9 protein-coding genes are annotated in these 16,282 nt (G+C 35.1%); 4 read left to right on the forward strand and 5 right to left on the reverse strand.

Annotated elements, in window-relative coordinates; all coding sequences use genetic code 11:
- The first annotated feature begins 21 nt into the window (after positions 1-21).
- Genes AC3Y25_RS05005 through AC3Y25_RS05020 form a run of 4 tightly spaced genes read left to right on the forward strand, consistent with a single transcriptional unit; the run spans position 22 to position 2,958 of the window.
- Positions 22-1,131 carry an efflux RND transporter periplasmic adaptor subunit gene (locus tag AC3Y25_RS05005; protein ID WP_489901984.1) on the forward strand — a complete coding sequence of 370 codons (1,110 nt, stop codon included), beginning with the start codon at positions 22-24 and terminating at the stop codon, positions 1,129-1,131.
- A 5-nt stretch (positions 1,132-1,136) separates the two neighbouring features.
- Entirely contained in the window at positions 1,137-1,700 is a 564-nt protein-coding gene (locus AC3Y25_RS05010; protein ID WP_489901985.1) for a TlpA family protein disulfide reductase, read from the forward strand.
- Between the two features lie 36 nt (positions 1,701-1,736).
- Positions 1,737-2,309, forward strand: coding sequence for a TlpA family protein disulfide reductase (locus AC3Y25_RS05015; RefSeq protein ID WP_489901986.1), 573 nt, complete (start codon positions 1,737-1,739; stop codon positions 2,307-2,309).
- Between the two features lie 25 nt (positions 2,310-2,334).
- The gene (locus AC3Y25_RS05020) at positions 2,335-2,958 is read left to right on the forward strand and encodes a TlpA family protein disulfide reductase (RefSeq protein WP_489901987.1); all 624 of its coding nucleotides are present in this window, start codon (positions 2,335-2,337) and stop codon (positions 2,956-2,958) included.
- A 728-nt stretch (positions 2,959-3,686) separates the two neighbouring features.
- Here the strand turns inward: AC3Y25_RS05020 and AC3Y25_RS05025 are convergent.
- From AC3Y25_RS05025 to AC3Y25_RS05045, 5 genes are all read right to left on the reverse strand, one after another.
- On the reverse strand, positions 3,687-6,488 hold the full coding sequence (locus AC3Y25_RS05025) for a M16 family metallopeptidase (RefSeq protein WP_489901988.1): 2,802 nt from the start codon (positions 6,486-6,488) through the stop codon (positions 3,687-3,689).
- Positions 6,489-6,665: 177 nt separating this feature from the next.
- Positions 6,666-9,266 (reverse strand): alpha/beta hydrolase family protein, encoded by a 2,601-nt coding sequence (locus tag AC3Y25_RS05030; protein WP_489901989.1) that lies wholly within the window; start codon positions 9,264-9,266, stop codon positions 6,666-6,668.
- A gap of 22 nt (positions 9,267-9,288) precedes the next feature.
- The gene (locus tag AC3Y25_RS05035; protein WP_489901990.1) at positions 9,289-11,271 is read right to left on the reverse strand and encodes a TlpA family protein disulfide reductase; all 1,983 of its coding nucleotides are present in this window, start codon (positions 11,269-11,271) and stop codon (positions 9,289-9,291) included.
- Between the two features lie 9 nt (positions 11,272-11,280).
- The gene (locus AC3Y25_RS05040; protein ID WP_489901991.1) at positions 11,281-12,636 is read right to left on the reverse strand and encodes a RagB/SusD family nutrient uptake outer membrane protein; all 1,356 of its coding nucleotides are present in this window, start codon (positions 12,634-12,636) and stop codon (positions 11,281-11,283) included.
- Positions 12,637-12,653: 17 nt separating this feature from the next.
- The gene (locus AC3Y25_RS05045) at positions 12,654-16,235 is read right to left on the reverse strand and encodes a SusC/RagA family TonB-linked outer membrane protein (RefSeq protein WP_489901992.1); all 3,582 of its coding nucleotides are present in this window, start codon (positions 16,233-16,235) and stop codon (positions 12,654-12,656) included.
- Between the last annotated feature and the right edge of the window lie 47 nt (positions 16,236-16,282).

The following is a 16,282-nucleotide window of genomic DNA, read 5'->3' on the forward strand; positions in this document are numbered from 1 at the left end:
AACTTTAAAATACTAATTACAATGTATCATAACATTTCAATAAATAAAAGATTAATAATAGTATTGACATTAAGCACTTCGTTAGTACTTATGCTTTGTGCTTGTTCACAAAAAGAACAGAAAAAAGGACAATCAGAAAATGAGAAAACAAAATCTGCTAATTATGCAACAGCTCCTATAGAGTTTATCAATCCCCAATACGATATATCCGTCCCTGCAGAACTAAAACCTTACGAGCAGGTAGCGATTTATGCAAAAGTTACGGGATTTGTAAAACAAATGTACGTTGATCGTGGCGACCACGTGCGCAAAGGGCAATTATTAGCAGTATTAGAAGCTCCCGAAATGAACCAACAATACCTCTCTAACAAATCTACGGAGCAAAAAGTATATAGTGATTTCGTATATGCTAAACAAGCGTATGAACGATTAGTAGATGCTTCCAAAACAATTGGTGCGGTCGCAGCTATAGAAACCGACAGAGCCAAAACAGCAATGGAAAGTGCAAAATCAGCTTATCAGGCATCTAAAGCAGGAACTGCCCATTCATCACAATTACAGCAATATTTACGTATAATAGCTCCCTTTGATGGTGTCATTACCGATAGAAATGTTTCGGTTGGTGCATTGGCAGGAACTGGTTCCAATTTGCCTCTTTTTATGATGGCACAGAGCAATAAACTACGTCTGACTTTGTCTCTTCCTGAAAAACATGCGTCATCTGTACAAGAGGGAATCCCTGCTAGGTTTACCATCAGTTCACAGCCAGGAAAAACATTTAATGCAATACTTTCCCGCACATCGGGTTTGCTGGACCAACAAGACCGCTCCCTTAAGTTGGAGTTTGATGTGAATAATCCATCAGGGGAATTGCAGGGTGGCGATTATGCGCAGGTAAAGTTGAAATTAAAACGTAAAAATCCATCAAATTGGGTTCAAAGTAAGAGTGTCCTAAATACGCAGTCTGGAACATATGTTTTAACGTTGAACAACAATGAAGTGACACGAGTTGCGGTAAACGAGGGTATTCGTTTGGATACGCTGACAGAAGTTTTCGGAAACCTTTTGCCCGGGGACAAAATCATTTTAAAACCATCGGAAGAAATTAAAGAGGGTAAAATAAATCAATAAAAAATATGAAAAAATATATAAAAAAAGTAATCCTATTCACGCTATTGGTTATTACGGGATTGACGTATGCATCAATGAAAAGTAACAGCATTGATCAGAATATCAACACTAATAAAGACATTAACGACGAAAAATCGTTAGTGTCCAATGATCAGCAAACACCCGATTTGAAGTTTAAGGATGAAAACGGCAAAACTATTTCATTAAGCTCATTAAAAGGAAAGGTTGTATTTATCAATCTTTGGGCAACGTGGTGTCCACCGTCTATCCAAGAAATGCCTTCCATAAATGAACTCCGCAAAACCTTTAAAGACAATGATAATCTAGTTTTTTTAATGGTTGATGTAGACGGGAATATCGAAAAGACAAATAAATGGATGAAGAACAAAAAATTTGACTTGCCCGTACACGTTTTCGATGGCCAAATACCGCTGGATATTTTTTCAGGTTCTATTCCAACTACCATTATTGTAGATAAGCAAAACAATATAATAGTTAGGCACGTAGGTGGTGCAGACTATATGTCAAAGGAAATGGTTGACCTGATCAAGGAGCTATTGAGTAAATAGAAAATTAAATTAATAAAAACTATAAAATCATTTATTATGAAGATACAATTTAAAAATTTGGCGGTTCGTTCCAGTCTTTTAACCATCATAGTCATTTTATTGGCAGCCTGTGGAAATTCGGATAAGAACAAAGAAGATATGCCAGAGAATGGAAATATCACGACAGAGAAAGTTGCAGAGTTGGAAGCCCCTGCGGCTTCAGGTATTTCCTTTAAAGACAAAGACGGTAAAATCGTTTCGTTAAATACATTAAAAGGAAAGGTTGTATTTATCAACTTTTGGGCGACGTGGTGTCCACCCTGTATTGAAGAAATGCCCTCCATTAACAAGCTAAAACAATCTTTCAAGGACAATGAAGAAATTGTGTTTCTGATGGTAGATGTAGATAACAAAATGGAAAAATCTACCGCCTTTATGGCGAAAAACAACTATGATTTACCTGTATATGTTCATAATGGAAATATTCCACCTGAATATTTAGGGAATTCCATTCCTACTACAGTTATCCTTGACAAAAGCGGAGATATGATAACCCGTATAGAGGGAGGCAGGGATTACACAAGCCCTGAAATGGTGAAAGTCTTGAATGAATTAGTAGAAAGTAATTAACAGTCTGATATAAAAAAAGGGAATTATGTTCAACAACAAAGAGGTTTCAAAAGAGAATTCGCCTGCAAGTAAATGGCAGTACATTAAGAAAAATGCTTTTACTATACTAATGGTAATTGCTCTGGGAATAATGCTCATCAGCCCCAATGCAAAATCATTCGTACTTAGGCAATTAATGGTTACAGGCATTTTCAATGCTAGTATAGACAAAAAAGATTCTGATGTATCTACTCAATTGGCACATGATTTTGATTTCAAAGACGATAAAGGAAAAGCTTACAATACTTCATCTCTGCGCGGGAAAGTGGTCTTTATAAATTTTTGGGCATTGTGGTGTCCGCCATGTCGGGCTGAATTTCCCTCTATTGAAGAGCTTTATTCAAATTTTAAAAGCGAACCTAGTGTTTTCTTTCTGACAATTAATGAAGATCAAGACATTCCCAAGGCAAATACGTATCTGAAAAAAGAAAAACTTTCAGTACCTTTTTTTAAAAGTAGTGGAAATATTCCCAGTACGATTTACACCGGAACATTACCTACCACAATTGTTCTTGATAAAAAGGGAAAAATCAGATTTAGACATGAGGGTTTTGCTAACTATGGTTCTGATAAATTCATAAAACAGATCCAAGGACTAATAAATGAATAATATGGCTGTAAGGCTTATTATTATCTTTAAATATCAACAATGGAAAAGCAAATGTATAAAGAGCTATCAGAACATCATGGGCCTATCGCTATATCAAATCTAAAAATTTATACCTGAAGATTTCCTATGAATCTTCAGGTATATAACTTCTTGAGTACTAATTTTAGTAAAGCCGCTTCAAAATAAATGAAGTGGCTTTTTTTTGGATACTTTCTTTTTTGAATTAAATTTAGATCAAACAAAACCAAAATTCTTGTACTCCTAAAACCAAAGATTCTTCAATACCAGATGGTCCGGATGGTTTGTTAATAAATATCTCTGTAACATTGACCGCTGTATCTAAAGTAATCATTATAAAAATACCTGAGCTCAGCAACATTGTTGCATAATTGACTTCTCACTTTGAAGTTTTCTACCTTATTGGAGAGTTAGTCTTTTTAAAATTCACAACCACTAGGTTTTCCTATCTGTTTATGTTATGGAATATATATTACAAAACATAGTCAATTTAAATATAGAAAGGTAAATAAATTTAAAAGAGCTGTTCGGCAAAACAGCTCTTTACAGTCTACACAATTTTATAACTAATTCAAATATTTAAAAACCTAAGTTCTTCTGTAAACAGACCATTAAAATTAAAGTAAAGAATTGCCGTTCTTATTTGAAGCGTTAAATACCTTATCCACAATTATTCATAGAAAAAGTGGCTCAAATTATCTTACAGCATATTAATTTGTTTTTGGTTGCATGACAACTTCTACCTTATTGGCTTTTGGAAGCACTTCACCTGCATATTTTTTAATATCTTTTATCGAAATACTTCTGATAATTTTCACATAATCATCACTGCTCAGAAATTTATCTCCAAATTGTAATTGACTTGTAATTGTATTTAGCCAATAGCTATTTGATTTGATGTTCTGCTGATTGCTTTTAATTAAATCTTCTCTTATATCTGATAAGTCTTTCTCTGAAACATCGTTTTCTACAATAGCATTCAATTGGTCATACACAATTTCAATGAGTTTACTGGTTTTTTCGGGATTGCAGTCAAAACTTACGCGAAGGGAAAAAACTGCAGTTGGGCTTTTTGACAATGAACTCTGAGTTTGCACACCATAACTTCCTCCCTCATCTTCTCGGATTTTATCCAAATATCGTTTGTCTAATAACTGTGATATCATATAAGCCATGATCTGATTTTTCTCTGAAAATACCACATTTTTGTTTTCAAGATGTACATAGATACTGGTTTTAGGAACACTCATCTCTCGTATCAATTTTTCTTTCGAAAATCCTTTTGCCATTCCTGTTTTATGATCAATAAACTTTTCCTGAGTATGATTCCCCTCTATGTTTCCCAGGTACTTATTAAGGATTTCAATGTCACTTTCGCTCACATTTCCAACAAAAACAAAAGTAAAATCAGATGCATTTGAGATACGCTCTCTGTAAATTTTAGAAGCGTCATCAAATTTCAATTCTCCAAGGTTTTCTTTACTTAAAAGAAAAGTCCGCTTACTGTGATTGCTATCTAATAGAGCAATACTATCTCCAAATATCTGCTTATTGTTCTCTTTTACATTCTCAAGGGCATCACTATAATAATCGATAATTCTCTTGTATGCCTGAGTTTCAAATCTTGGACTTTTAAAGTATAAATAAGTCAGTTGTAGCAGCGTTTCCAAATCTTTTTTTACAGCGCTCCCGCTAAAACCTTCATAATGTTCTGCAATAAACGGGCTCACTTTAACTGTTTTTCCTGAAAGCTGTTTCTGTAAATCAGTAACTTTAAAATCTCCTAATCCCGAATTTTTAGCCAGAACAGTTGCAATTTGCGAGGATGTCAAATCTTGCTGGGGCAATACAGAAACTCCTCCCGGACTAAAAGCCGAAAAAAGAATTTGATCCTGAGCTAAAGTAGTTGGGTAAATAATTACTTTGGCTCCATTCTCTAAAATATATCCTTTTGCTTCTTTGATTCCTTTAATTTCAAATCTTTTACCAATTGGCTTGATTGTAAGTTTATCTTTCACCAAATCAGTATTTGTAACTGTTTCAGTGTAAGGCTCTAATTTTTGTTCTTTTACTTTTTTAATTACCGCAGTATAATCTGCCTCTGCCGGATAAGTAAGATTCTGCTTTTCTGGTCCTGAAACAGTTAAAACTTGATTTTTTTCTGTTTGAAGTCCCCGAAATACTTTATCAATCTGCACGATATCAAGTTTCGTTAAAGCCGTTTTTACAAGCTCCCCTTCGTCTTCTAAACTCATTACAGGCGAAGCTTCTAAAAAGTAATTCTGCAATTGTGAAGCCCAGTTTGCATTACTAATTTTATCCTTGTTTTTTAATTGATTTTCATAACCTGTACGCATATTATCTTTGACGCGGTCTAATTCTTCTTTGGTAAAACCATTTTGAATAGCGCGCTCATATTCTGTATATGCCTGTTCAAAAGCTTCTAATAATCTTCCATTTTTAGGGTTTACAGTTAAAGTAAAAAATGATGTTAATCTAGTTAGACCTGAATAACTTAAACCAGCTCCTAATAGGGCGGTTTCGTTGTTTACTGTATATTCTCTAAAACGATTATTCATCATTTGCAAAGCCAGTTGTTCTGCAATGCTGTTTTCAAACACTGTAAGATCCTGAACAAGAGGCTTGTTCTTTTTGAAATTTAATGAAATAGAAGTTTTCTGCGCTTCTTTGTCCAAAGCCAGTTTATAAAGCAGCTTATCATTATCGGGAATCGATTCATAAGTACGTTCTGCAGGATTTGAAGCCATAGGAATTGACCCCATTATTTTCTTGACCTGCTGTTCTATTTTTGCAGGATCAATGTCTCCAACAATAATTACAGCCTGATGATTTGGCAGATACCATTTTTTATAATAATCTCTTAATTGCTTGTATTTAAAATGCTCAATAAGATCCATATCGCCCAAAACATCCCTTTTTGCATATTTTGAACCGTTGTAAATGACAGGCTCAAGTTGTGATGCAATTCTTAAATCGGCATTTCTTCTTGTTCTCCATTCTTCGCGTATTACTCCTCTTTCGGCATCAATTTCGGTATCTTTTAAAGATAAAAAACCAGACCAATCGTGTAAAACATATAAACATGAATCTAATAAAGTTGGATTTTTAACCGGTACATTACTAAGATTGTAAACTGTTTCATCATGAGCAGTGTACGCATTAATGTCGCGGCCAAAAGTAACACCGTGCTTTGCCAGCATATTTATAATTCCTTTTCCCTTAAAATTTTCTGTTCCGTTAAAAGCCATGTGTTCCAGAAAATGCGCCAGTCCGTTTTGATTGTCGTCTTCTAAAATGGCCCCTACATTCTGAACAAAATAAAAATCTGCTCTGTCTTTGGGCCATTCATTGTGCAGAATAAAATACTGCATTCCATTGTTTAAAGTTCCGTGTACAACATATTTTCGCAGCGGAATTGTAGTTTTAAACTGCGCGGATACCTGAGTTAAACCCAATATCAGGAAATGTGCTAAAATTATTTTTACTTTCATATTTGTTGCTGTCTTATGTTTCTTTTTGATTGATTTTATTATTTTATTTATCCTTTTTATTTATTAAATCAAAATAAATTTTAAAATACTATGAGAGAAAACCCTGCTGTCAATTTGAAGGCTTCAGGAGAAACCTTCAAATAACAGTCTTAGTATTATATTAATTTATGGGTTATATCACATCCAATTTGGGTGTTCTGCACCTTTTAAGTAATAATCAAAATACTGCTGCATTTTGATTGTCCAGTCTTTTCTGTTACCGGCCTGATCTAAAGTATGTCCCTCTTTTTTGTAATTGACCAGCCAGGCCTGTTTTCCTAAACGGCGAAGTGCAAAAAACAAAGATTGCCCTTCCTGATACGGTACTGCACGATCTCCATCATTGTGGAAAATTAGTGTTGGTGTTTTGATATTCTTTGCAGAGAAAAGAGGCGAATTTTTAATATAACCCTCCAGATTATCAAATAAAGAACTTCCCATTCGGTACTGATCTACTTCATATTTAAACATAGTGGAAAGTCCATTGGATCTCATAACAGGATAATTAGACGTAAAATTACTTACGCCCGAACCTACAATGGCACAGCTAAAAAGATCTGTTTTAGTAAGCAGAAAAGAAGTTTCATATCCTCCAAAACTATGTCCCTGAATCCCAATTCTACCTTTTTCGGCAATGCCTTGTGCAATTAAATACTCAACACCGCTGATAACATCATTGTACACGCTGTTTCCGGGATCTCCGTACGTGTAATGCACATCTGGCTGAAAAACTATATAACCACGGCTTACAAATGAGGGAATATTAATGTTCGAGGTACTGGTTTCCGGCAATTGATATTGGTTCAAATCGTCGGTATGTTTTTCATAGAAATGAACAATTACCGGGTATGTTTTTTTAGGATCATAATTGTCCGGAAGATATAGATTTCCCTGATTTTCATTTCCGTCAAAAGCTTTCCAGCTAAGTAATTTTGAGGTTCCCCAAGCGTATTCTTTTTGCTGCGCATTGATATTTGTAAGTCGCTGCTGTGATCCAAAATTTGAGCTTGCCCACCAGAGATCATCAAAAACAGTATAACTTTCTTTAGAAAATAATACACTGGAATTATCTCCTGAAGTTGCTTCTATTTTCACATCATAATTAGGATCAGCCGCTATTTTGGTTATCGTATTATTGCTTAGTTTGTAAACTCCTTTGGCTTTGTGTTCTGTATCAAAACCTGTTAAAGTTATTGTTTTTCTGTTGGTCAAATCACCACCATATCCTACTTCACCCAATCGCAAAACAACTTTATTTTTTCGTCCGTAACCTTTCGTAATCGAATATGCCGGTATCTGATGGCTCAAGTCTATTGCCCACATATCAAACTGATCGTAAAGAACTACTGTATTTCCGTTATTGAGCCAGCCTGCAATTCCGTAAGCAGTGCTTAAAGAGGCCATATCTACATTGCTATTTGAAACTGAAAACGGAATTTGTGCACTTATGTTTTTAAACTGCAGCGAATTTTTGTCACTATCAAAAACCATCCATGATTTTTGTTTATCATCATAAATCACAGCAAACGTTCCTTGTGGATTCCAGATTGGATTTACAGCTGTTCCTTCTATTATTATTTTTGATTTTCCGGTTTCGGCATCAATCCAATACAAATCACTTCGCTCATTAAACATCCAGTCTACTTCTACTGTATAGGGTTTTTTATCGATGCCAAAAACACCTTTAAAATTAGCTGATTCCGGAATCATTACCTGATCAAATTCGCCAGTCGAAGCCAATTTGACACTTTTTTTGTTTTTGATATCGTAAAGATATTTCTGCTCACTTGGCGCCGTTTTAGAATTTCGGAGCAATTCTTGCCTGCGTTCCATCGTACCTTGTGCGGATTTCCAGATTTCAATTTCTGATCTTGGAATCTGTGTATTCTCGGGACGCTTTTTTTCGTTAAGCATTAACGCAATGAAATTGGTGTTTTCATTTAATGCGTAAGCTGTTTTTACAATCGAATATGCCGGATCATTAATGGTAAGATCATCATAATTGAATACTGGTTTTACCGAATTAGTTTTTAAACTAAAATAATACAGCATATTAAACCCTGAATTGTTGTTTGTTCGAAGAGTAAAACTGCCGCCGTCTTCTTTTGCGTTGAGTTGAAAATCTCCAAAATCTGAAGCTTTTGCGCTGTAAAGAGTTTGTTGTTTGCCCCCCGGAGTTCCATATTTCAGCAATACCTGATCCTTTTCTATCTGAACATAAAAAATCGATTTATTCTTTAAAAAACGAAATGACTTAATATTCTTTACAGATAAACTGTCATTGCTTTGCAGATTATAACATACCAAACGCTGTAAAAAGAAATCTCCTTTTGCCGTCTCAGGACGTGTATAGTATAAAATATCGGTTCCTTCCAAAGCATTTGTATAATGCCTGGATTTCCATACTCTTTTTAAACCCGATTTTAAGTTTTGCAAAAGTGTAGTATCCTGTTTACTGTACTGAACCCAGTCTTTTTTTCCGATGAATTTAAAATCGTTTGCATCATTTAATACCAAACGTTTCCCTTTGGGAGTTTCCTGAATAATAATTTGCTTTTTATTTTCCTTTTCTTCATCCTGAAAAACGGTGCTGTACGACATCCATTTTCCGTTATAGGATAACGCTTTACTGTTAATTCTTTGCCATGACTGGTAAGCAGACTCATCGACTGCTTTTTTCTGGGCAGATAAACTGTGTATACTCAAAGCGAGTATACACAGTGTCATTATTTTTTTCATATCCCTATTGGCTTTTGAAAGTCTATTTTTCGTTCTTTAAAGCATTGATAACTTCGGTAAGTTCATCCACTAATTGTCCCGGATTTCCAGAAAAACCTTCTGATGTAAAACGAATTTTTCCGTTTTTAATGACTACTTTTCTAGGTATTCCACTTGATTTAAAGATCGCTGCGTACTTTGCAAAAGATTCATTATTAGTTCCTCCACCTTTTTTTACAAGATCAAAATAAGCATCTAACTTATATCCTTTTTCTTTTAAATATGCTATTGCTTCTTTTTTATAGCCTTCTTTATTTTCCTGTGTGCTTATAAAGTAAAAGTTAACTTGCTTGTCGTCTTTGTAGTTGTTAACCAATTGCTGCATCGCGGGAAATGCTTTTTTACAAGGTCCGCACCAGGTTGCCCAAAAATCGATTACGATAATGTTTCCATTGTCTAAAACCAATTGTTTTGGCTTACCCTCTGCCGTTAGTACATTAATTGCCGGAGCTTGTACAGGAGCCATTAAAGCAATTTTTTCTTCAGAATTATTTTCTTTTTTTAATTCTTCTAAGAATGCAGAAAAATCAGCTTCTTTTTTGCCTTCTTTTAAATACAACTCTTTTAATTTGGCTGTTGATCCTTCAGATAAAGCATTGGCTCTTGCCGCTGCTTTTAAAACTTCTAAAGTGGGTTTGTTTAATGCTTCTAAAGCCGCAATATGTATGTCGTTGATACTTGCTTTTTCGTAACGTTTTTGAGTGGGTAATAATTCGAAACACTCCGAAACTTCCTTGTGTTTTTTTAGCATATTGAACATACGGATTTGGATCACTAACTCTTCATTTAGCTGGTTCTTTGCGTTTTGAGTTGCCTGATTTGGTGACCAGTAAATTCCCTGCATATACGATAAATCGTTAATCTTTTCCCTCATCAATCTAATCATCGGCACAGCCATAGTTTCGATAACTTGCGGTTCTACAGATTTAACATACAATGCTTTTGAGATATTTTGATGATAACAATCGTTCAGTACTGCAAAATTCATTGTTGGAATCAGCTTTAAAATAGCCGCATAATCCTTTGCCTGAAAATAATAACCAAACTGCATTTTAGCCAGATTATCATATAAATAGTTCTGTGATTCCGGAACTTCTTTACTGTATGGAAAATCAGTTAAAAACTCAGTTATCGCTTTGTTTCTTTCTGCTGCATCCGCTATTGGGGCTATCTTCTGAAAAGCCTTGAAACGCATAAGTGACCCTTTTGGAAACTGTTTTTGAATCACGGTCTCAAGAGAATCCCCTTTTGCTTTATCTTTAAGTTCATACAAATACAAATTGTGAACTTTTGTAAAAACTTCTTCAGGCTGTCCGTTGATTTTCTTTACAAAATCTCCCAAAAACCGATGTCCTAACTCGTCAAATTTTTCCGGTTTCTGAACCTTTAAAACTTTAATATAAGTATCAATAAATTTTGGAAAATTCTCAGGATGATCTGTTAGCTCCTTCTTTAGCCAGTATTCTGTGGCCTCTCCCACTATGGTAAAATCTTTAAAATAACCGCCGAATCCACTGTTGAAATCCTTATTTCTAAACGTTGCCCAGGCTAAATCTGCTCCGGCTACCTTTACTTTTGCCTCTGTAAAAGCAGTCAGCAGATATCCGGTATCTTGTCCGGTATCAGTAAGAATCCCCTTATCAGTATTAGCATAGAATTTAAAAGCCATGAAAGCGCAGTTAGCCGGTATTGTATATTCTACATTCCAAACTGCTCCGTTTTTCCTCATTTTAAGGTCTTCAATTTGCCATCTGTAATCATTAAAAATGTAGGCATAACCATTAATATCTTTAATATTTTCCAGCGGACCTCCTTTTGGATCATAGGTCATATTTAAAGTTGATCCAACAACCGGAATGTCTACCATTCCGGTTAATCTTAACTTTGTTTCCTGACTTTTAACCTGTAAGGTAATGGTGCAAAAAAACAGTACCAGTATTTTGATATTTAATATTTTTTTTAACATCTTGTTGTTTTATTTACCCAACTCAGGGTTTAAATCGATATAATTTTGATTAATTGGAAATACATATCCCTGACTGTTAGGCGCCAGAGTGTAGGTCTGGGTTTTAAAAACCCTGGTATATGTTTTTTGAAAAGCAGGATCTAAATTCAGTCTTCGCTGATCAAACCAACGAAATCCTCTTCCTATAAGCTCTTTTTGTCTTTCAACAAGTGCAAGATTCAGGGCTTCTTTGGCTGTGGCAGCAGTTACCTGATAGGTTGTTCCTGATTTATATCGTGTTGCTCTTAATGCATTTAAATTATCAACTGCCTTTTGCGTATCGTTTAACCTGGCATAACATTCCGCTGAGATTAAATACATTTCCGGAACCGATACTCCAATATTAATTCCAGTAGTCCTGCTGTACCTTCCAATTCCAAAACCTCTTCCAGTATAAGAAGGAGAAAAATTAGTACCTGCAATGGTATAGTAATTATAACGTAAATCATTACTTTCAAAGCTGTTTAACAGCTCACTTGATAAAGGAGCTCCATCATAGGCATTAAGCAATGTTTTAGAAAATATAATCTCGGGATTCTCAATTAAAACCGGATAATTGAAAGCAGTTGCAAAGGTTTTTAAATCGATTAGACCGTTTTGCATGGCCAGTGCTTTCTGCGCATTGTCAAGACTCAATTGGTAATTGCCCATATAAAGATAGGTTCTGGCAAGCAATGCATAAACAGCCCTTTTTGAAGGCAGCACATTATATGGAGGTGTATCCTGAATATCACTGGCAAGGGCGCTCTGCAGATCAGAAATAATCTGATCGTAAACTTGCCCCACTGTACTTCTGTCTAATTTTGAAAACAATTCTGGTTTTAATAATAACGGAACCGCTTTTTCTGAATTGGCAGAAGCCGGATCAAACTGAGGTCCATAGACGTTGACCAGCTGCAAATAAGCAAATGCCCTGTGAACAAAAGCTTCGGCATAAATTTCTTTTTTTTCTGCATCTGTTGCACCCTGGCTGCTCATTACGCCGTCTATGATCACATTGCTGTAATAAATACACAAATACAGGCCATTCCAATCTGAATCGCCTTGAGACGGATTGTATATCGTTTCCTGCCATGTATAACTGTTTTGCCAAATAGTCGTAACGCTATTTTGATAGGTTGCAGGAAACTCTACATCTGCACTGGCAAGTAAATGGACACCGCCAAAAGATCCCATCGTGGTATAATTATTAGCCAAACCTCTGTAATCAGAGGTATATTTTAAGATTCTGTTGTTGCCAACCGGTTCTACTTCGACGTAATCTCTGCAGGAGTTTAATAAAAGCAATGGCAGGAAAATATATAGTGTGAATTTTAGAAATTTCATAAGTCTGTTTTTTAAAATTAAAAACTACAATTAAATTGTAAAGTATAATTGCGCTGAGGAGCAAGTGTATTATAATTGTTATTTGACAAGTATTGCGGATCAATACCTAAATCATTCTTAACCCATAATAAACCTAAATTTCTAGCGGCGAAATTAAAACTCAAAGACTTTATAAAAGTCCTGTCTAAAAATTTTGAAGGAACGCTATAGCCCAACGAAATTTGCTGTAATCGTACATTGTCTGCCGGTAATACATTGATGTCTGCCATCTGAAAACGGTTCAGGCTATTATAACTAATATTGGCTAACCCTGGAATATTTGTAGAAGCTTCATCTCCAGATTGTCTCCAGCGATCGGCGATAAGTTCATCTTTTGCTACAGCCCCATTTTGCACCCCTGCATAAGAAGGATAATTCTGTAATACCGGATTTCTAAAAACACTCCCCATATAATAGGTAATCTGCACACCTAATGTAAAATTACTATAAGAGAAACTATTCATAAGTCCCCCAAAATAAGGTGCAATAGTAGTTCCCATATATTTTAAATCATCTTTGTCAATCGTTGCAATACCTTGTGAGGAGTTTACGATCGTGCCATCCTTTTTAGCAATAGTAGATTGGCCTGTGGCATCTAAACCTGCCCAGTTATAAGCATAAAGGTAGCCTATACTATTACGTAGCATTGCAGTTCCCGAAAAATATTGGTTCACTGTGGTAAGATTATAACGGGTGTCTGTAACTTCATTGGTATTATACGAAATATTGAAATTACTATTCCACTTAAAAGTTTTGTCTATTATAAGTCCACCAATATTCACATCAACACCATGACCTTTAAGTGAAGCAGTATTATAGTTTAAATAACTCCAGCCATAAGTTGGATTATAAGGGACATTGGCCAGGATATCTTTAGATTTTTTATAATAAAAATCAACACTTCCGTTTAAACGATTATTAAAAAGGGAATAATCCAAACCATAATTAAGCGTTGTTGTAGTTTCCCATTTAATTTCAGGATTTTCCGGTAGTGAAATACCAGCTGTTGGTAATTGTGTATTAAAATCAATTGATCCAACATTAATAATAGCACTGTTGCTTCCAAAACCGCCTGTAGGAGTGCTTCCTGCTTTACCATAAGTAACCCTGGCAGACAAATTATTAAGCCAGCCCACCTCTCTTAAGAAAGACTCTTTATTAATATCCCATTTACCGCCTACTGACCACAGAGGCAATGCTCTGTTCTTTCTTGAAGCTCCCAGTAGATTATAATCATCAAAACGAACACTTCCCGATACGTGATATCTGCTCATGTAATCATAAGAACCTAATCCATAATAAGATAACCAGCGGTCTCTGTATTTACTGATACTTGTATCAGAACTTCCTATAATACTCTGCCACCCGTAAATAGTGGTATAGTAAGTGGTAGGATTTACAGATTGTCCTGAGTTGGTATCTGTATTGTAACCATAATATCTCTGGCTTGATCCTTCCCTGCGTTCTTCCTTAATTTCTGAACCAGCTAGAAAGTGCAGCCCATTATTTTCATTGAAATTCTTGTTAATATTCATTTGAAAACGCATACTTTGTGATTCATTAGACAATGTTGTATTGTACAAATAAGCTCCCATCGGAATACCATATACCAATTTACCCGCCGTATTTACAGAGGTGGCCTCGTTTATTAAATTTCTTGAGTAATAGCTGTCTTGTTCACTCAACGATTTAGTTTTATTTCCAATTGAAGTGTACATACCCGAAGCTTCAAAGTTCAGCCAACTGTTTACTGTAGCCGTTAAACTGGCATTCAGTCTTAAGTTTGCTCCTTTTGTGATTACATTGGAGTAATTCAACTCATCCAAATAATTGTACGTCCATGGTAAATATCCTTTCTTTTCGAATCCCTTAGCCACTTCGGGTCTAAAAATAATATAACGATCGATACCATTCCCGCTATCGTCCGTAATCATATCATAAGGACGCAATGCGCTGCTTGATACATTGGATAAAGCCTCATTAGCTGTAGTATTTTCCTGAAAAGTACTTGAAACGTAATTTATCCCTGTATTTAATTTTAAAAAACTTTTAAGCTGAAAAGAATTATTTAAGGTAATATTGTATGATTTAGATTGATTTGCTCTAAACGCTGCTTCATCTTTATTATAACCTAAAGACAAGAAATACGTACTTTTATCACTTCCACCGCTTACAGATAAATCGTATTGTGTAGTGGCTGAATTTCGCAATAAGTATTTGTTTATCTGACCCAGATTATCATTTTGTCCCAGTTGGGCTAATAATTGATCCCTTTGTACCATAGAAATCGTTCCCCTTTGTTGTTGAAAGATGATTTCCTGAGCAGCACTCGGATTTTTAGCACCACCGGAATCAATTGTATTGTTAATATTATCAACAATAAAACCACCATTAACTAAATCTTTCTCATAATCAATATATTGGGATGCATTCATTACACGAAGCTTCCCTAAATCCATTCTCTCACCTATTGTAGTGGTAGTGCTGAAATTAATTGTTGGATCTGCTTTTTTACCTTTTTTTGTAGTTACAACAATTACTCCATTGGCCGCACGCGAACCCCAAATAGAAGCTGCAGCAGCATCTTTTAAAACCGTTATAGTTTCAACATCATCCGGATTAAGATAACTTAAGATCGATTGCCCCGGCACCCCTCTTCTACTAAATTTAAAATCGTTTTCAGACTGAGCAAAACCATCAATAACGATTAGCGGACTACCGCTCCCACTATAATTATTGGTTCCTCTGACAGAAATTGAACCTGTTCTTGGATCTACTTTTACTCCTGCCATTTTTCCTTCCAGTCTTGAAGCAAGATCTACAGTAGGAACTTCTGCCAATTCTTTAGCACCCATCACTTCAAAAGCACCTGTAACCCTTTCTTTAGGAATATCTGTATAACCGTTTGAAGCAGTAACAACTAAATCTTTCAATAATTCTGCCTGAGGTTCTAAAACTACGTTTATCAATTTTTTATTGTTGACACTTACTGTTTTAGTTTTATAACCTAAATATGAAAATCTAAGCGAATCTGTGGCAACTACTTCAATTCTATAGTCTCCTTTTTCTCGTGTAACATCCCAAATTTGAGTTCCCACCAGTAAGACATTTACCCCTGCTAAACGATTTCCTTTTTTATCAGTTACCGTTCCTTTAACCTCATAAGGTTCCAGTTCATTTAACGCAGTTTTAGGCTTGTTTTTTTTAATAACGATTTGTTTATCTATAACAGTATAGGTTAAACCTGTATTGGCTAATGCAGTATTTAAAATCTGCTCGACAGTTCCGTACTGGTTTAAATTTATCTTTTTAGTAGAGGACATTAGGTCGTCATTGTAAAAAAACACGTAATCACTTTTTTGCTGAATGGTACTAAAAAGTGTTTGCAGCGAAGCCCCCTGAACCTTTACTGAGATTTCATTTTGTGCTTTGGCAACATTGGCGTAGATACTGGTTAATCCTAAATAGAGAACTAAAATGAATACTCTCATAAATAAAATAAAAGTAAGGTTGATGATTTTTTTAGGCAATAGAAAGCCTATATCATGATTTTTATTCATAATTTTGTTTTAGTTATTTCAATAATTGCCTTCGCAATTATAAATTT

The organism is Flavobacterium sp. LK-23 (assembly GCF_058135255.1).